The sequence below is a fragment of the Oscillospiraceae bacterium genome, from assembly GCA_025758045.1.
In the GTDB taxonomy this organism is placed as follows: domain Bacteria; phylum Bacillota; class Clostridia; order Oscillospirales; family Ruminococcaceae; genus Gemmiger.
Genome location: CP107208.1, coordinates 2,100,487 through 2,119,147, shown reverse-complemented (window position 1 = coordinate 2,119,147; position 18,661 = coordinate 2,100,487). Strand labels below are relative to the sequence as shown.

The 18,661-nt window shown below is 57.4% G+C and carries 10 protein-coding genes and 1 pseudogene; 1 reads left to right on the top strand and 10 read right to left on the bottom strand.

What is annotated here, in order from left to right; genetic code table 11:
* Positions 1-507: 507 nt before the first annotated feature.
* The 4 genes from OGM81_09960 to OGM81_09945 form a co-directional block, all read right to left on the bottom strand.
* Positions 508-1,998 carry a DUF1846 domain-containing protein gene (locus tag OGM81_09960; GenBank protein ID UYJ42664.1) on the bottom strand — a complete coding sequence of 497 codons (1,491 nt, stop codon included), beginning with the start codon at positions 1,996-1,998 and terminating at the stop codon, positions 508-510.
* A 155-nt stretch (positions 1,999-2,153) separates the two neighbouring features.
* Complete coding sequence (locus OGM81_09955) at positions 2,154-3,791, bottom strand: hypothetical protein (protein UYJ42663.1); 1,638 nt, start codon at positions 3,789-3,791, stop codon at positions 2,154-2,156.
* Positions 3,792-3,819: 28 nt separating this feature from the next.
* Positions 3,820-5,190, bottom strand: coding sequence for a PTS transporter subunit EIIC (locus OGM81_09950; GenBank protein UYJ42662.1), 1,371 nt, complete (start codon positions 5,188-5,190; stop codon positions 3,820-3,822).
* A gap of 173 nt (positions 5,191-5,363) precedes the next feature.
* Positions 5,364-6,362 (bottom strand): LacI family transcriptional regulator, encoded by a 999-nt coding sequence (locus OGM81_09945; GenBank protein ID UYJ42661.1) that lies wholly within the window; start codon positions 6,360-6,362, stop codon positions 5,364-5,366.
* 274 nt (positions 6,363-6,636) lie between these two features.
* Here OGM81_09945 and OGM81_09940 point away from each other — a divergent pair, with 274 nt between their 5' ends.
* The gene (locus OGM81_09940; GenBank protein ID UYJ42660.1) at positions 6,637-9,138 is read left to right on the top strand and encodes a YfhO family protein; all 2,502 of its coding nucleotides are present in this window, start codon (positions 6,637-6,639) and stop codon (positions 9,136-9,138) included.
* Between the two features lie 183 nt (positions 9,139-9,321).
* Here the strand turns inward: OGM81_09940 and OGM81_09935 are convergent.
* The 6 genes and pseudogenes from OGM81_09935 to OGM81_09910 form a co-directional block, all read right to left on the bottom strand.
* Positions 9,322-9,515 (bottom strand): annotated as a pseudogene (locus OGM81_09935) (tryptophan synthase subunit alpha).
* A gap of 91 nt (positions 9,516-9,606) precedes the next feature.
* On the bottom strand, positions 9,607-11,172 hold the full coding sequence (locus OGM81_09930; GenBank protein UYJ42659.1) for an MFS transporter: 1,566 nt from the start codon (positions 11,170-11,172) through the stop codon (positions 9,607-9,609).
* A gap of 83 nt (positions 11,173-11,255) precedes the next feature.
* Positions 11,256-14,258 carry a glycoside hydrolase family 3 C-terminal domain-containing protein gene (locus OGM81_09925; protein ID UYJ42658.1) on the bottom strand — a complete coding sequence of 1,001 codons (3,003 nt, stop codon included), beginning with the start codon at positions 14,256-14,258 and terminating at the stop codon, positions 11,256-11,258.
* A gap of 53 nt (positions 14,259-14,311) precedes the next feature.
* A complete protein-coding gene (locus OGM81_09920) occupies positions 14,312-16,231 on the bottom strand; it encodes a glycoside hydrolase family 2 protein (protein UYJ42657.1) in 1,920 nt (639 codons plus the stop codon).
* A 357-nt stretch (positions 16,232-16,588) separates the two neighbouring features.
* A complete protein-coding gene (locus tag OGM81_09915; protein ID UYJ42656.1) occupies positions 16,589-17,872 on the bottom strand; it encodes an ATP-binding protein in 1,284 nt (427 codons plus the stop codon).
* On the bottom strand, positions 17,872-18,579 hold the full coding sequence (locus tag OGM81_09910) for a LytTR family DNA-binding domain-containing protein (GenBank protein ID UYJ42655.1): 708 nt from the start codon (positions 18,577-18,579) through the stop codon (positions 17,872-17,874). Before OGM81_09910 ends, OGM81_09915 begins: the two co-directional genes overlap by 1 nt.
* Positions 18,580-18,661 lie beyond the last annotated feature (82 nt).

Here is an 18,661-nt window from a genome sequence, read left to right as displayed (position 1 = left end):
TTATGCTTTGGATTGTACTCTTTTTTCACGAAAACGTCAAGTGTTTGAAACAAAATTTTAGATAAAACAGCAAAATGACGGTTTTACTTATATTTTTTTGCTTTTTTGCACAAAGAACATTTGGATTTTCAGCCGCAAAACAGTTAAGTGAAATAAAGTTACGATAAAAACAGCCCCCTCGCAGGGAGGGCGCTGAATGTAGATATTATCCTAATGTAAAATTACCGTTATATTCGTCATATTCGTTACAATCGTTCTTTTCGTCATATTCGTCACCCAATAACCGTAACGAATATGACGAATATAACGAATATGACGGTAATAACGAATATTACGATAATTACGAAGTGTACGACATATACAACTATTACAGTAACTACAAAAGGCTCCCCTTCGAGGGGAGCTCCCGCGCAGCGGGTGAGGGGTGGTTACTTTAGCCACGAGCGGCACGAGAGCCACCCCTCAGTCACCTTCGGTGACAGCTCCCCTCAAAGGGAGCCTTTTATCTTACCGCTTATGATACATGCGGTCCTCTTCCTCATAATGGGGGGCGCTGGTCAGGTTCAGCCCTAACTTTTTCAGCGTGTCGATGTCCACGCCGGACAGGATGACCGTGGTGTGGATGTCACAGCCGCGCAGTTTGGGCAGTTCCCGCATAGCCGCGGCGGCGATGGGGTTCTCGTAGGCCGAGCTGGACAGGGCGATCAAAATCTCGTCCGTGTGCAGGCGGGGGTTCTTGCTGCCCAGGTAAGTGGTCTTCAACTGCTGGATGGGCTCGATAGCCTTGGAGGATACCAGGTCGATCTCCTGGTCGATGCCTGCCAGCCGCTTCAGTGCATTCAGCAGGGCCGAGGATGCCGCGCCCAACAGCGGGCCGGTTTTGCCGGTGACGATGCTGCCGTCGGCCAGCTCAATGGCAGCCGCCGGGGCACCGTCGATGGCCTCGGAACAGGCGGCGGCTTTTTTCTCCACCTCGCGGTCGCCGGGGGCGATGCCCGCCTGGTTCATCAGCAGTTCCAGCTTGAAGCGGTCCTGCTTGACCACGCCGCTGACTTTCTGGTCGCACATACATTTGTAGTAGCGGCGGACGATCTCTTTCAGCGAGGCTTCACGGCAGACTTCATCGTCGATGATGCAGTTGCCCGCCATATTCACGCCCATATCTGTGGGCGAACGGTAGGGGCTTTTGCCGGCGATCAACTCAAACATGGCGTTGACCACCGGGAAAATTTCAATATCGCGGTTGTAGTTGACGGTGGTCTCGCCGTAGGCTTCCAGATGGAACGGGTCGATCATGTTCACGTCGTTCAGGTCGGCGGTTGCGGCCTCATACGCAAGGTTGACCGGGTGCTTGAGGGGCAGGTTCCAGATGGGGAAGGTCTCGAACTTGGCGTAACCGGCCCGCACGCCGCGCTTGTACTCGTGGTACAACTGGGACAGGCAGACCGCCATCTTGCCGGAGCCGGGGCCGGGCGCGGTGATGACCACCAGCGGGCGCTGGGTCTCGATGTAATCGTTTTTGCCGTAGCCGTCATCACTGACGATATGGGCTACATCGTTGGGATAACCGGCGATTTTGTAGTGGCGGAAGGTGCGGATGCCCAGGCTGTTGAGCTTGGCCTCGAAGTTTTCCACATCGGGGTGGGCGGTGTACATCGTCACGCAAACGCTGCCCACAAACAGTCCCACACCCTGGAAGGCATCAATCAGGCGCAGCACATCCATATCGTAGGTGATGCCGTAGTCACCGCGGACTTTGTTGTTCACGATGTCCTCGGCGCTGATGACGACGACGATCTCGGCCTGGTCTTTCAATTGCAGCAGCATCTGCAGCTTGGAGTCCGGCTGAAAGCCCGGCAGCACGCGGGAAGCGTGGTAGTCGTCAAACAGCTTGCCGCCAAACTCCAGGTAGAGCTTGTTGTCAAACTGGGCGATCCGCTCCCGGATATGCGCCGACTGCATGGTAAGGTATTTGTTGTTGTCAAATCCTATTTTCATCGATGATTCCTTTCCCTATCTACAACCCAAAACGCCCCTAAACCAGGGCACACTATGTTAGTAGTATAGCATATTGGGTGGATGGATTCAATCTTCAATTTTGCCTGCTACAGCAAAAGCGGTATGCGTATCCGCATACCGCTTTGTATTTAGGGTTATTCGTCTTTGCCCCGGGCATTGGCTTCGGGGGAACCTGCCGCAAGGTAACCATGGCTCTTGCCCTCGGCGCTGTCGGTGATCCAGAAGGCGTACAGCTTGGCATTTTGCAAGCCAAACCGGACTCTCATCACCTGCGGCCAGGGAGTCTGCTCGCCCTTAGCATTCCAGTGCAGTTCCCAGCGGGTGCTGTCCTTGCCGCGCAGGGTGCAGCATTCCGCACGGGTATAGCCCGGCAGCGGATGTCCTTCCGCATCCAGCAGTTCCGCCCACAGCTCACCCTGGCTGCAATCCGCGTTAACAAAGAAATGATTGCCTGCATAGGTCAGTTTTTCCGTCAGCAATGTACCGTTGCCGTTTTCTGTCACCATCGCGGCAAAACCGTCCCGGCGCAAAGTGGCAACGCCCACCGCACCGCCGGAATATTTGTGGCTGCCAAAATGCGGTGATGCACCCGAAAAAGCAGAGTAGTAGAAATGCAGCTTATCCCCTGCTACCGTGCAGATGCCATTGGCCGGGTGCAGGTAGCCGTAGTCCCAGCTGCCTTTCTGGCGGGAGGATGACAGGAAATTGCTGTAGGAGCCACGAGAAAAATGGAAGCCATCCCGGCTGAATCCCAGTTTCAAGTCATTGATCTTGGGCAGGCCGGTCTTTTCCGCTACGAAGTTAGGCGGCCCCATAAAGACCGAGTACATGCCAAGCATGACACTTTCGTACCCTACCGCATCCAGGTTATACAATTGTGTGTAGTAACCCAGGTCCGGGTCCGGGCGGTCATAGATGTCTGTGCGGGACCAGAAGCTTACATCCTCCGCTTTCCAATCCTTTCCCGCAAAGAGGTCATCGGTCTCATAGTAACCACGCACACGCACACGGCTGTCCAGTGTGGAGAAGGTGCGCATACTGTAGATCCACTTTTTGCGGAACGGATTGTAAAAGAAGGTCGTGTTATCGCCGCTGGGGCCGGTCTCCCCTTTCGGGGTCCAATGCAGGCCGTCGGGCGAGGCATAGAGCATCGTGATCTCTTTCGGCGGGACCGAGGTCGGGTCATCGTGGGCATGCTTAGGTTTAAACGGATAATACCGATAGTCCTTATCAAAGCAACGGTAAAACGCCAGCATCTTATAGCGCTCTGCTTCGTTGGCAGTTTGCAGATCCAGCCACACAGCATCACCATCGCGCATCTGGCCCGGTACGCGGGGCAGAACACGGTCACTGCTGCAGCTGGGATCCAACTCATGCAAACGTTTCCAGTGCAGGCCATCCTTGCTTTCCGCATAGGCGCTGCCATCGAACCAGCCTGCCTGATACCACATTTTGTAGGCTGCACTTTGGGGATCATAAAAGACACCGCCGTTGAAGGGACAGGCGCAGGTGCAGTACCCGCTGTTCAGTTCCATCTCGCTCTCCGGCTGCAAAAGCGGCTGGGGCTGGGTCTCCGGCTTGCCTTCTACCCGGACAAGGTCGGTTTCCGCAATCAGAAAGTCATCTACAAAGAGCTGACGGCCCACCCGAATATCAATGGTATCCGGCTTCTGGGAGAGATAGGGCACTTCCAGCGGTTGGTCCAGTGTCGTCTCCTTATTTTTCGGTGGCCAGACATCCGGCAGCTGAATGTTGTTGTATAAGCGTTCCATCCTTATGCACGCTCACTTTCGTAAGTTTTCAATTTTCTTTCGGCTTGTAAAATACCGTGGTCAGCACAAAGGCAACCACAAAGCCGATTGCACAGGCAATGAGATACTGGGGCAGCTGGCCGTTCAGGTAAAGCAGCATACCGGGGATTGCCGTGATGGACATGCCCGTTGCAGCAAGGCCCATGATGGAGGAGAAAGCACCAGCACAGCCGCCGCCCACGCAGGCGCAGACGAAGGGAGTCAGGCGAGGCAGGTTGCCGCCGAAGATCAGCGGCTCGGTGATGCCAAGGGAAGCAGGCAGGACCTCGGACAGGTAGAGGGACTTCTGCTTCTTATCCTTCAGCTTCAGGGCAGCAGCTACTGCAGCACCGCACTGCGCCACGATAGCACCGCAGGTCAGCGTGTTGAAGGGGTTTGCACCGGTGTTGGCCAGCAACTCAATTTCCAGCGTTTTGAAGGTATGATGCAGGCCGGTGATAACAACTACCTGCTGCAGGGCACCCACGATGAAGCCGCCTACTCCGAAGGGAATGTTCATAAGTGCCTGTACGCCGATGAGCAGGCCCTGCTCCACAACGTGCATGATGGGGCCGATCACGATCAGGCCAATGACCATGCTGCAAAGCAGCGTGACGAAAGGAGTAACGATCAGATCCAGGACATCCGGCACGACTTTTTTCAAAGCCTTTTCAATCTTGGCTGCGATGATACCCAGCACCAGGGCGGGCAGAACCGACCCCTGATAACCAACGATTGGCACAGACAGTGCGCCGAGGGACAGGTAGATTGGTTCCACATTACCGGCAGCCACCTGGTTGGCGTTGGGCAGCTGCGGAGCAACCAGCATCAGGCCGATGACAATGCCCAGTGCCGGGGAACCGCCAAACTTTTTCATGACCGAGTAGGTGACCAGGGCTGGTAGGAAGGCGAATGCCGTATCGATCAGCACCTGGGAAAGGGTCAATGCCGTGGGGTCCAACGTTACGCCTAGGTTGGTGATCAGACTTCGTACGCCCATAAACAAGCCGGTAGCAACCAGGATGGGAATAATGGGCAGGAACACATCACCCAGCAGACGGGATGCCTTCTGGAACCAGTTCATGTTCCCTGCGGTGGCTTCTGCCTTAGTCTTCAGCTCACCCTCCTGGAAGTTAGCAATCTCCATGAACTGTGCATAGACCTTATCAACAAAGCCGGTGCCCAGGATGATCTGATGCTGGCCAGCAGCCTTAAAGCTGCCCTTCACCCCATCAATGGCTTCGATCTGCTTTTTATCAAAGCGAGAATCATCTTTCAGGATCAGGCGCAGACGCGTTGCGCAATGTTCTGCACTGACAACATTTTCTTTTCCGCCGATGTGCTGCAGGATCTGTTCTGCAACATCTCTTTCTTTACTCATGGTTTCCTCCCATTTTTGGTTGTGTCCATTTTTTCGCTGCGTGCATTTCCGGTTCATGAACGTAGCCTTGCAACTATGAACGCGCGTTCATTTCGTTCACAACATAACACCATTTTTGTGCTTTGTCAACCAATCCACGTTGTTTTCTCTCTTTTGGCTATGAACGCGAGCGTTCATTTGTCTATTTTGACAAGGGATGACTCCCGAATCAGCAGGTGCGGGGCCAGGTAAACGTTTTCCGTCCCGTCATCACCGCGGATTTCTTTCAAGAGTAAAGCAATGGCATTGCGTGCCATTTCATCAACAGGCGATGCAACGGAAGTAAGCGATGGAATCATTTTGCGGGCCAGCAGGGTATCATTGTATCCACAGACGCTCACCTCCTGGGGGACCTGTACACCATGTTCCATCAGCGCGCGGATAATATCACTGGCGGCAATATCACTGTGCGCAAACCAGGCATTCACTGCGCGGGGGTCATTTCCCTGCAGATATTCTGTAAAAATCTGATAAGCTTTCTGGTTCTCGGCGGTTTCATGCTGGTTGCAGGGCAAGATTTTTTCGATCTGCAGTCCACAAGAATCCAGCCCTGCCTGCAAACCTGCCAGCTTGTCGTTACCATAGAGGGCACTGGTAGGCCCCAAATACCCCACACGCACCCGGCCTGTGCCGTAAAAATGACGCGCCACCTGGGCACCGCCTTCTTCGGAGCTGATGATAATGTTTTTATGCCCAATCACCTTATACAGGCTGACCATTGGGATTGACAGTTCTTTATACAGTTTCTCGTTAGGGCGGCCGATGGCACGCACAATAATGCCGTCCACTTTTCGGCGCTTGAAGCTGTTGATGATGTTCACTTCCCGGGCACGTTCCCGCTGGGCATCCCCCACGATCACGCTGTATCCCTCGCGCTCCGCCTCCCGGATGATTGCTGTAGAAAGTGCCGCATACAACGGGTTGGAAAGGTCCGAAAATAGCACACCAATCAGATTGGTGTGGTGTCCCGCAAGGTTTTGCGCCACCTGGTTTGGCTCATAATGCAGCTCTCGTACCCAGTACATGACCTGCTGGCGGGTTTCCGGCTTTATAGATGGGTAATTGGAAAGCACTCTCGATACTGTCGCGCGAGAAACTTTTGCTGCCTTTGCCACATCTTCCATTGTTGCCATAGGGTTTCTCCATTTCTCTATATAAGGATAGCCTTCATCGCTTTTGCTGCTAATTTTTTATAAAGCCATTATACAGCATTTATTCCAGGCTTTCAACGTTGTTCCGCAAAGTTGAAAAGGTCATCCGCATTTTTTACAGGGTGTTCACCAATATTTCATGTTTTGCAGTGCGGGACGTGCTATAATCGGTAGGTTAAATGCGGGATGCCGCGAAAGTCTCCCTCTGGGAGGGGGCCATTGCAAGCTGCGACATTTTTATAGTAGAGGATACACCGTGGAAAAGAAAAAATACTGGCCGCTGACTTTGGCGGCATTTGGGGGCGGCTGCCTGTTGATGGCGGCGGTCTATTTTTGTCTGGGCTGGTGGCCCTTTGGCACCGGCACCGTGCTTACCGGCGACCTGCGCGGGCTGTACGTAAACTACATCACCGATATGTGGGCGCGGGTCAAACAGGGCGGCTTCTTTTACAGTTTCGGCAAGCTGGCGGGCGGCAGCACCCTGGGGCTGTTCGCCTACTACATGAACAGTCCCTTTAACCTGCTGTTTTTGCTGCTGCCTACCCGCATGGTGCCCCAGGCGGCGGGGCTTATCTTTTTATTGCGCACCGGGGTCACGGCGGCGGCGTTCTGCTGGTATTTGCAGCACCACTTTGCCAAGGCAGACCCATTGTTTGCAGTGCTGGGGCAGTGCTATGCCTTCTGCGCGTTCTGCATCGTGTACAACCAGAACATCATCTGGATGGATGTGGTCTGGCTGCTGCCGCTGGTGCTGGCTGCACTGGACGACATGATGCGCCAGGGCCACCACTGGGGCTTTACGGTGCTGGTCTTCCTTTGCATTTTGCTCAACTTTTATATTGCCTGGCCGGTGTGTCTGTTCAGCATCCTGTACTTTTTGTGCCTGTGGCCCAGCCGGGGGCAGGGACGGTTTGGCCGCCGCTTCGCCGCCTTTGCGGCCAGCGGTGTGCTGGCGGCGGGGCTGAGTTTCTTCTTTTTGCTGCCGGTGCTTTTGGAAGTGCAGGAAAGCAAAGGCGGGCTGTTTGACTTCACCTTCAGCCTGACGCCCCAGTTTAATTTATTACAACTCCCCTACCGGCTGTTCTTCGGCAACTTTTTCTGGAACGATGTCACCAACGGTCTGCCCAACATTTACTGCGGCGTGGTGCTGGTGCCGCTGGTGCTGCTGTACTTTTGCGGCAATGCGCCCCGCCGGGAAAAGCTGGGCTTTGCCGCGCTGCTGGCGGCGCTGGCGGGCAGCTTTTGGGTAAAAGGTGTAGACCAAATCTGGCACGGCATGAAGCAGCCGGTGTGGTTCCCCTACCGGTACAGCTTTTTGTTCAGCGCGGTGGTCATTCTGCTGGCCGCGCGGGTGCTGACGGCAGGGCCCCAGCACCGCCGCGCCTGGGGGCTGGCCGCCGGGCTGACGCTGGTCTGGCTGGCGGGGTATCCCCTGGCCGCCGGGGCGGAGCTGTTCAGCAAGACCAAGCTGATTGCCGCGGCGGGGCTGTGTACGTTATCTCTGATTCTGGCGTGGCTGCTGATTGAAAAGCCCGCTTTGCCCGTAAACAAGCGGCGGCTGCTCTGCGGTACGGCGGCCCTGCTGACCGCCGCCGACCTGGGCGCCAACACGGTTTTGGCCCTGCGCAAGTTTGAGCAGTTCGACCTGGCCGACTTTACCACCTTTTACGATAACGCCGCCGCTGCCGTGGCCACTGCCAAGGCCGAGACCGACGGCGATTGCCGCATCGAGAAGAACTTTCTGCACACGCTGAACGACCCCTTCCTGCTGGGCTATTGGGGCATCAGCCACTATTCCAGCACCAAAGCCAGCACCGCCAAGGAGCTGCTGGAGCAGCTGGGCTACGTGGGTTATTCCACCTACGGCTGGGGCAGCACCGGCGTGGCCGACAGCCTGCTGGGCATCCGCTGGCTGTACAGCGATGGCAGCCGACCGGTGGCCGGGCACTGGCAGCCGGTGGACTGCGACTCTGCCTATACTTTATATAAAAATGACGCGGCCTTCCCGCTGGCCTACCTGGCCCGGCAGGATGCCCTGTCCGTGGACGTGGATGCACTGACCGACAATACCTTTACCATGCAGAACGCCATGCTGCAAAGCCTGACAGGCTGCACGGACACCGCGCTGGTCAGCGTGGAGCCGACCTTTAGCGTGACCGACAAAGGCACCGTGCAGGTGGACTTTACCGCGCCCCTCACCGGGCCTGCCTACATGGCCATCCCCGGCACCGAGGAGCAGCTGCCCATCGACGTAGTGGTGGACGGCGAACTCTACGCCCAATATTTTGAGCCGGAAAGCCTGGGCGGTGTCATCTGCCTGCCCAGCTTTACCGCCGGGCAGCACGTGACAATGGTGCTGGGCATTGCCGACGACGAAATTTTCCATACCAACACCCAAATCTACCAGCTGGACAGCGCCGCTCTGGCCGCCGCCCGGCAGCAGGTGCAGGATGTGGATGCCGACATCCGGGAGGGCGGGCGCATCGATGTGCACTGCGCCGTCAGCGGTGACAACGACCTGCTGGCGCTGAGCTTTGCCTACGATGACAACTGGGTCGTCACCGTCAACGGTGAGGAGGTGCAGCCCTCGGCGCTGTTTGGCGGGTTACTCGGCGTATCGCTGCCCCAGGGCGATTGCACCGTTACCCTGCGCTACACCCACCCCGGCGTGGTGCCGGGCGCTGCAGCCAGCCTGGCCGCATTGGCCGCCGCCCTTGTCTGGTGGTTTGCAGAGCGGGGGCGCAGCCAAAATGCCTGACCCCCTTGGCAGTATTTCCCCTAGGCTGCTCTGAATAAGTAAGTATGCCCCCGCCAGGTTGAGGGACCTGGACGGGGGCATTTTATATGAATGGGAAAATTATGAATGGGAAAATGGCAAGTTTTAGCGCAGCGCGTCCTTCATGCTTTTCACATACGCGCCGATGTGTTCCGGGGCGGCGGTGCCGTAGGAGAAAACCACGTTGGCGTAGGTCATGAACACCATCGGGATGATGACATCCTTGCGCAGTTCGCGGACGAAATCAAAGATTTTATCGGTGGTCACACCGCCCTGCAAAGCGCGCAGGTTGGCCCCCTGGATGACCAGCCCTCGGCGGTAGGGTCCGAGAACGGGAAGTCCAGGCTGTCAATAAGGTTTTGCCGTTTTCACATTTTGTGTTCTGCACAAACACAAAGGCCCCGGGCTTTGCGGTGCCCAGGGCAATGGAGAAGATAGGATACAGCGAAGTTATTTGGCCTTGTACTCAGCAGGCAGCTGGTCGATGGTCTGCCACTTGGCCATGGCATCTTCCAGCTTCATGCCGCCCGCAACAGCGTCGCGGCGGCAGGCGTTGACGGCCTGGATCTCTTTCATCTTTTCGCCGGTCAAAGCGTAACCCTTCATGGCAATCAAGGTCGCCGCCCAGGCCAGCATGGGAATCACACAGAACAGCACGATGACCACCACGTTCATACCGGGGGTATAGGGGTCATACTGGGTGGGCAGATTGTTCAGGCCGATGAAGGTAACGGCAATGCCGACGACCGTAGCGGACAGGCTGGAAACCAGCTTATCCACCAAGCTGAACAGCGTACCCATAATGCCGGGGATATACTTGCCGGAGCGGTAAGTCTCGTAGTCAGAGCAGTCAGCCACCATGGGAATAGGCATATCCGCCGTAGCGTAGTAGGCACCGTAGCCGATGCCGAAGAAGAGGATGAACAGCACCGTGTACAAGTTGATGGACAGGCCGTTCTCCCCCATCAGGGACAGGTGGAACGCATCACCGCGGCCCCACAGTGCCAGCAGCACAAAAACGCCAATGTAGCAGACCAGCGCCACACTGACATATTTGGTCAGGCTGGCTTTCTGGCCCTTTTTCTGGCTGGTACGGACCGACAACAGGAAGAACGGCACGCTGAACACATAGCCCAGCACCATCATGGGCAGGTAGAGCCCATCGTAAGCGCCCATCATGCAGCCATACAGCATGCACAGCACGGTGGTATTGTTGGCGATGGACAGGGCCAGCTTGGTGCCGGCACCGGCAACCATCAGCCGCTGCATGGGCTTGTTCTCTTTGATGATCTGGAGATACTCGGAGACTTTGACCTTCTCGGTCTTTTCGCCGCCGATGCCAAAGTACTTTGGTTGGTCCTTCTCCCAGATGCCGATGATGGCCAGGATGGTCAGCACGATGGACATGATGATGCCTACCGGGGCCAGGGTACGGAAGAACCCGGCGGAGGAGTAGCCGCCCTCAAAGTTCTTGGCCAGGATGGGAGCAAAGAACTGCATGACGCCCATGCCCAGCAGAGAGCCGACGGTGTTGAAGATGGTGAACAGCGGGCGCTGCTTGGGGTCGTTGGTCAGCACCGTCTGGCCGGAGCGGGTGCAGCTGGTCTGGAAGGTGTAGCCGATGACCCAGACGAAATACAGCCCTACAAAGGCAGCATAGCGGGCCCACATCATGGTATCGGGAATCATGGGGGTGATGCCGTACAGAATCAGGATGCTGACGGCCATAATCAGGTTGCCGATGGCCATGAACGGGCGGAACTTGCCGAACTTGCCGTTGGTGCGGTCCATCAGTGCGCCGATGATGGGGTCAGTAATGGCATCGCACAGGCGCATGGCCGTAACCATGACCGAAGCAAACAGCGTACCCAGCGCCAGTACATTGCTGCCAAAGGTAGCAATGTAGGAAAGCACCAGTACATAGTATACGTTGGTGGCACCGTTGTTCAGCGGGAAAAGCACCAGCTGATAGAGTTTGGCGCGGTTGACACCCGCTGCCTTTGCATTTTCACTCATGGGCTGCTCCTTGTTGTGGGGGAGAATTTACTCAAAAGTCCCCGCCGGGGCCGGCGGGGAGCTTGCGGGATCCTGTAGGGGGGTTAGGCTTTCTTAGCGGCTTTCAGGGATTTTTTGAAATCTTTATAAGCCTTGTATTCTTCGGTCTTGCGGAACTTCTTGCCGCCCAGCACCCACAGCACGATAAAGACAACGAACAGCACCGCGGAGATGCGGGCAATGTTCTTGAGCATGCTTACCAGAGGCAGCTCCTGCACCTTGATGGTGGTGTCCGCGCCGACGCCGTTCATACCGCAGGAGTTGGCGATGGCGTACAGGTTGTGGTGGCAGGCCTCGCGCATGGCGGTGACGATGACGGGGTCGTTCTTGTACTGGGGCAGGGTGTCGGTGACGAAGGACATCATGGCGTCGTAGATGGACACACCGGCCAGAACGCCGTCGGGACCGTTGACATACTGGGTCAGAACGTTATCGGTAATGACCATGCCGTCGCAGCCCCACTCGTTGCGCAGGATGCCGGTGACCAGACCGTAGTTGCCGCCGGACCAGACAGCACCCCAGCGGGTGTAGGCGATCATAACGCCGTTGCCGTTGCCGACCTCGACGGGAGCCTGGAAGGCTTTCAGGTAGACTTCACGGGCAGCCTGCTCGTTCAGCCAGACGCCCAGACCGATACGATCCTGCTCGCAGTCGTTCAGGGCAAAGTGCTTCATAACGACGTGTACGCCCTTTGCCTGAATGGCGGCGACCTCGTAGGCGCTCATCATGCCGGACAGGAAGCCGTCCTCGGAGTAGTACTCGAAGTTACGGCCGCCGTAGGGGGTGCGGTGAATGTTGTTGCCGGGGCCGTACAGGCAGGCAATGTTGGCTTGCAGGCAGTTGTTGCCGATAACCTTGCCGATCTCGGTCATGATCTCGGTGTTGAAGGTGGCAGCCATAACGTCCTCAGAGGTGAAGGCGGTGGCGGTCAGCTGGCTCTTGTCGTTGCCCAGCAGGCTGGCGGTCAGACCCTGGGGGCCGTTCTCGTCACGGGTGCCGGGGGCCTCCACGCTCTTGACAGGCATGGTCCAGTGGAAGGCGTCGCCGATCAGGGAGTTCATCTCGTCGAAGGTCATCTGATCCAGCAGCTCGTCCCACTTGGGATCGTTGTAGTCCAGACCGATCATATCGTACAGCTTGACGCCGTTCTTGGCGCCCAGGGTGGGCATCTCGACGCTCTCGTAGTCAGCGGCATCGTAGCGGATGTCCTGCAGATCCTTCTTGAGCAGCTCGGTCAGGGTCAGCTTGACGGTTTCGGTGGGCAGGGTGCCGTTCCAGTCAGAACGGCTCAGCCAGGTCACGGTTTCCTCCACGCCCTCGTACAGGTTGGGGTCGGCGCAGGAAAGCTGGTTGGTGATTTCGGTGCCGTTTTCGCTGGTAGCATAGGTGGTGGTGTCGAGGGCGTCCTCGGTCCAGGTGTAGGTCAGGTCGGCGTTGCCGTCGGCAGTCATCTTGCCGTCGGTGGACTCGACAGTGTAGCCCTTGGCAGCCAGAATGTTGTTGACGGCGTTGTGGGCATCGGTGGCGGCGGTGAAGTAGTAGTCACCGGCGTCGAGGATGTAGGTGCCGGCGCCGTAGGTATCGTAGGAAGCGATGTCGCGCTTGTTGACGGTCATGGACAGGGTCTCGGAAGCGCCCGGCTCGATCATGCCGGTCTTGCCAAAGCCGACCAGAGAAACGGCAGACTTCTCGACGCCGTTCTGCTTGTCGTAGTCGGTGTAGGGGCTCTGGACATAGACCTGCACGGTCTTTTTGCCCGCCATATCACCGGTGTTGGTGACCTTGACGGTAACGGTGTAGGTGTCATCGGCGGCATTGTAGCTGACGTTCATATCGCTGATAGTAAAGTCGGTGTAGCTCATGCCGTAGCCGAAGGGGTATGCCACGATGTCGCCATAGGCGTAGTCGCCTGCGTTGCCGTTGCCGGTAACGAAGTCCTCGTAGCGGGTTTCGTAGTACTTGTAGCCTACATAGATGCCCTCTTGGTAGATCATGTAGGACTTTGCCTTGGCGGAAACATCGCCGCCCTCAACGTAACCCTCGTAGGTGGTGGGGGTGAAGTTCCACATGGCGGGGGCGCTGAGGTTGTCGTAGCAGTAGGTGTCGACCAGGCTGCCGGAGGGGTTGACCTTGCCGGTCAGGATCTCGGCTACGGCGTTGATGCCGGAGATGCCCACGTCACCGATCCACAGCGCGGCGTCGATGTCGTACTCGTTGTTCTTGAGGAAATCGACCTGCAGGGCGTTGGCGGAGTTGATCAGCACGATGGTCTTTTTGACGGTGCCGTTCTTCTTCATCTCGGCCACGTTCTGCAGCATGGCCTTCTCGTTCTCGTCGAGGGTCAGGTAGTTGACCTCGCCGTAGGAGAGGTCAGCGCCCTCGCCGCCGACGCGGGACAGGGTCACGATGGCGGCATCGCCGTACTGGGCAACGCTGTCCTTGACCTCGTCGGTGTAGACGTCCCAAGGCACCTCGGCGGTGACTTCACTGGCGGTGGCTACGGTACCGGCGGTATTGCGGGAGTAATCCTTGCCGGCGCCGGTGGTGTAGAAGTCCCACAGGGTGGGGTTGACGGTGACACCGACCTTTTCGAGGGCGGTGCGCAGGGTGTCGGCGGTGGAGGCATCAATGTTGCCGGAGCCGGTGCCGCCGTACACGAGGTTGACGCTGCTGCTGGAGAAGGTGCTGACCTTCGCGTCGGCAGCCAGAGGCAGCGCGTTGTTGTTGTTCATCAGCAGGGCAGCGCCCTCGGCCTCGACCTGCTGGGTCAAAGCCAGACCATAGTTGACCATCTCCTCGGCGGAGTTGAAGTCACTGGTGTAATACTGGGCGTTGGTGTCCTCGTTCTCCAGCTCCCAGAAGCTGCCGCCAAAGCGGGCAGCCATGGTATTGTCGAACTTTGCGGCCAGTACGGACAAAGGCACGGAAATGACCATAACGATCGCGCAGAGGATCGTCAGGACTTTCCACAGCGTAATGTGCTTACGCTTAGCCTTTTTGTAGGCCTTTTTCAAGGTCTGCTTTTGCATTTTCAGATCATCCATCATGTTTTCTCCTTGTTTTGTTTAAACCAACCGCGGAGTGCGGTGTGTTTCCAAAATTATACCCAGTTTGCGCTGGTGGACTTTTTCTTGCCCAGCTTGTAGGCAGGGTTGGGGGTGCTTACCTTGCGGAAAGCGGCCTCGTCGATGCAATCCCCTGCCACAGCCTGGACCTTGACTTCGCCATCCAGCTTTACGCGGAAGCGGAAGATGTGCTCACCCTCTTGCTCGGCCAGCTTTTCGCCGTTGGCGTACAGCGTGACCTGCTTCTGGTTGGAGTAGACCTTGACCTCAATCTCGTTCTGGGTGCGGTCGATGAATCGCTTGGAGCAGATATGCACAAACGGTTCATTGCTCCACCAGGCTTTGTAGATGTAGAAGCTGTCCTTGCGGGTCTTGCGGTCGAAGGTAACCAGTCCCTTATGGTTCATGCCCGGTTCACCACCCTGGTCGCGGGCATCGGCGGCGAAATCGTACATATTCCACACGTGGGTGGACCACAGCCATTTATGGCGGGCGAAACATTCCAGCATGTACTCGTGGTAGATGGCCTGATATTCCTCGGTGTGATCACCGCGGCGGGGATGCTCACTGTGCAGATTGGGCATACCCTCGGCGCCGTATTCACTGAAGCCCAGCGGGCGGTTGGGGTAGCAGAGGTGGAAGAAATCCATCCACAGGTCGTTCAGGAACAGCCCCGGCACATACCAGCCCAGGTACAGGTTCCAGCTGACCAGATCGGTGATGTGGGCCACCGGGTTGAAGGGGCCGCACATGGCGTAGCAGGCCAGCGTGGTCAGGCGGGTCTTATCCATCTCGTGGCAGAGATCGTTGAGTTGGCGGTGGTTGTCCCGCATGTCGCGGTTATTCTTGGTGGAGATGGTGATCTCGTTGGAGACCCCCCAGCAGACGATGCTGGCATGGTTGTAGTTCTGGACGATCAGCTCTTTCATCTGGCTGATGGTGTTGGCGCGGCCGTTGGGCATGTGCTCCGAGATGTAAGGGATCTCGGCCCAGACGACCATGCCCACCTCATCGCAGAGGTCATAGAAGTACTGGTCATGCTGGTAGTGGGCCAGGCGGATGGTGTTCGCGCCCAGCTCCTTGATGAGCTGCATGTCCTCGTCGTGCATCTCCCGCGTGATGGCGTTGCCCAGGCCCTTGCGGTCCTGATGGCGGGAGACACCGTGCAGCGGGTACGGGCGGCCATTGAGGAAGAAGCCCTGCTTGGCATCAACCGAGAAGCTGCGCACGCCGAAGCGCTGGCGGACTTCATCGACAGGCTGGCCGTCCTTCATCAGGCGGACGACGCAGGTGTACAGGTAGGGGTCGCGGATGCCGTCCCACAGGTGGGGATACTCCATCGTCAGGGTGGTGTCGCCGCCTTTGCCAGCCAGCACTTCCCTGCCCTCGGCGTCGAGGATGGAGATGGCGACCTCGCCCTCACCGCTGACCCTGGTCTCAACGCGGATGTCAGCGTTGGCGCCCTGCACGGTCGGGGTGATCTGCACGCCGGGGCCGCCGAGGTGATCCAGCGCGATGTGATCCTTGCTGACCACCAGCAGGCTGACCGTGCGGTAGATGCCCCCGTAGAAGGTGAAGTCGGCTTTCTGGGGGTAAACAAAGTCATTTTTGCTGTTGTCGGCGATGACGGTCAGCTCGTTCTGCTCTTTCAGCAGAGCGGTGATGTCCGCCCGGAAGGTGGAGAAGCCGCCGTCGTGGTTGGCAATCCCGGTGCCGTTCAGGCTGACCTTGGCGCTGTCGCCCACACCCTCGAACTGCAGCCAGACCTGCTGGGCAGCGGGGTCAAAAGCGGGGGCCGCGAAGCTGGTTTTATAGGTGCAGCTGCCGCGCCAGTAGTCGTTGCCGCCATCCTGGCCGTCGATGTTATTCCAGGTATGGGGCAGGTCGACCGTGATGGTTTTGCCATCCGGGCCGGTGAACTGCCAGTTTTTCATCAGCGTGGTCGTGCTTCGCATAGCGTCCCTCCGTAGTGTGTTTTCGTCTGCTATGTATTGTACAGAAGAACGCAGTTTTCTGCAATGGGTTTGCGAAAAGTGGTACTTTTAGTGGGATAATCGGTTTTTTATGACAAAAAATTAACCCCTGATTTTGTGCAACTTGTACAAAATCAGGGGTGATTCTTGTATTTCGAGTATTTTAAGGCAATACCGCATAATTCTAAGTGCCGATACGGCGAGCGAGGTGCGGCAGCTGCTAAGCCAAAAGCGCAGATAATACTTTGTGTATTATCGAGCATTTTGGCAACGCAGGTGCCGTGCCGCAGCCGCCGGAGCGGTGCTTAAGCCGTAAGGCGGGAATTGTGCGGTGTTGCCTTAAGATTTGGGCGGCGGCAGTACGATCTTGACCGCGCTTAGTACATTCTGGTTCTCGGTGGTCATAGTGCCGTTGTATTTCTGCACGATGCGGCGCATGACTTTCAGCTCGTAGTTATGCTGGCGGGCGGCCCGGGCAGGGGCCTCGGTTACGACGGGTGAGATGATGTTGATGACCGTGAAGCCCTGCCGCTTACAGACCAGCAGGTCGATCATCCGGCGCGGCTCGTCCATCTGGCGGGCGGCGGCATCGATGGCCTGATCCAGCGCATTGGAGAAGAGGGCGTACAGGTCGCCCGGCTCCACAAAGGCCACAGCACTGCCGTCGGCCACGCAGTTCAGCGTGATGTGCCGGGCCTCGCAGTGCATGCTCTTTTCGGTCAGCACCACGTCCAGCACCTCGTTGCCGGTGTCGGCGTTGGCATCGTAGCGCTGCACGGCGCGCTCAGCCTCATTCAGGTCCTTTTCCTTGGCTGCATCGGGGTTCAGGCGGCGCAGGTCAGCGATCTGTACCTTTAACTCATGGCATTTGCGGTTGATGATCTGCACGTTCTGCCGTGCGATCTGGTACTGCTGGCGCTGGCGCTCATACAGCAGGTTCAGGGTGTCCATTTCCTTCTGCATTGCCGATTTTTTGAAGAGCTCGGTCTGCAGATAAAGCAGCGTCAGGCAGTAGAGCTGGGTCAAAAATGCGGGCGCAACCAGTACCAGGCCCACGCCCGTATTTTGCAGTGTGGACATCAGCGCGAAAAACTGGAAAACGAACATGCCGCCCAGCAGACCTGCGCTGAGCAGCTGCCGCGGGCCGATACGGTAGAGGCCTTCATCGGGCATCAGCCGCGCAGCGGTATACCGCACAAGAATACAGACGGCAAGGGTAAAGCCGATTTGCCCCAGCATCATGGGGATAGTGGCCAGGGCAGGCTGCTGCAGGCCGGCTTTGGCCGCGCCCCAAATCAGCAAACGCCACAATTCATAGATAGATTCCGACGTAAGCACGATCCAAACGCTGCAGTAAGCGCTGGCAGCGGCGTCCAGCGGGGTACACAATTTTGTAGAAATGCTCACCCACAAAAAGAACCCGCCATAAATCACCAGCAGCATCGGGGCCGAGGTGCGCCCGCTGTTGGCCCAGGTAATGACCTGCGCAAAGGGTACCGTGGCCACAAAATCCAAAAGAAACCGCAGGCGGTAGTTTTCCCGTCGTTTCAGCGGCAGCCAATAGGCCATCTGGGCCAGCCAGATACAAAGGGCACTGGTCAGCAGCGTTACCAGCGGGGCCACTACAGCGCACCCCCGACGTAAGCCGCCACGGCGGCCAAAAAGGCCACCCGCTGGCGGCGGCTGATTTCCAGCTGCTCCTGCCCGATCTGCACGAAATCATTCTGCACGCCGGTCACATGGCGCAGGTTGACCAGATAGCACTGGTTGCAGCGGGCAAAGTGGTAGGGGGCCAGCTCTTTCTCGGCCTTTTGCAGGCTGCCCCGCACCGACCAGGTATCGGCAGCGGTGTGGTAGTGCAGCAGGCGGTCGCGGGTCTCCAGGTACAAAATATCATCGGTATTCAGCAGCTGCACACCGCCGCCCACCTGCAGGGCAATTTGCCCGCCACGGCGGCGCTGGATGCGCTGGAGCGCCCGCTCCAGCTTGGTGCTGAACTGGTAGTAGCTGACGGGCTTAAGCACGAAGTCCAGGGCATCCACCTCGTACCCGCGGATGGCGTACTGGGCCATGTTGGTGACGAACACCAGCACCACATCCGGATCCACCTGACGGATGCGTTCGGCGGTAGGCATGCCGTCCAGGGTGGGCATCTCGATGTCCAGGAAGATAATGTCAAAGCCTGGGCGGTAGGGGTCCACGATCTCGGCCCCATCGGCAAAAGCGGTCACGTCCAGCTGGCGGCCGCTTTCCCGGGCATACTGGGCAATAAATCCGCAAAGCTGCTCCCGCATGGCGTCGTTGTCTTCCACTACGGCGATTTTAGCCATTTTGTATGCCCCCTTCCAGGTAAACGTATATAATAGTATTATGGCAAATATGCCGGCAAAAAGCAACACTTTTTGCTGCAAA

What these genes read in the sequence shown, in the direction of transcription:
- OGM81_09960 (UYJ42664.1), bottom strand. Translation starts at nt 1,998, where the DNA reads ATGAAAATAGGATTTGACAACAACAAATACCTTACCATGCAGTCGGCG.
- OGM81_09955 (UYJ42663.1), bottom strand. Translation starts at nt 3,791, where the DNA reads ATGGAACGCTTATACAACAACATTCAGCTGCCGGATGTCTGGCCACCG.
- OGM81_09950 (UYJ42662.1), bottom strand. Translation starts at nt 5,190, where the DNA reads ATGAGTAAAGAAAGAGATGTTGCAGAACAGATCCTGCAGCACATCGGC.
- OGM81_09945 (UYJ42661.1), bottom strand. Translation starts at nt 6,362, where the DNA reads ATGGCAACAATGGAAGATGTGGCAAAGGCAGCAAAAGTTTCTCGCGCG.
- OGM81_09930 (UYJ42659.1), bottom strand. Translation starts at nt 11,172, where the DNA reads ATGAGTGAAAATGCAAAGGCAGCGGGTGTCAACCGCGCCAAACTCTAT.
- OGM81_09925 (UYJ42658.1), bottom strand. Translation starts at nt 14,258, where the DNA reads ATGATGGATGATCTGAAAATGCAAAAGCAGACCTTGAAAAAGGCCTAC.
- OGM81_09920 (UYJ42657.1), bottom strand. Translation starts at nt 16,231, where the DNA reads ATGCGAAGCACGACCACGCTGATGAAAAACTGGCAGTTCACCGGCCCG.
- OGM81_09910 (UYJ42655.1), bottom strand. Translation starts at nt 18,579, where the DNA reads ATGGCTAAAATCGCCGTAGTGGAAGACAACGACGCCATGCGGGAGCAG.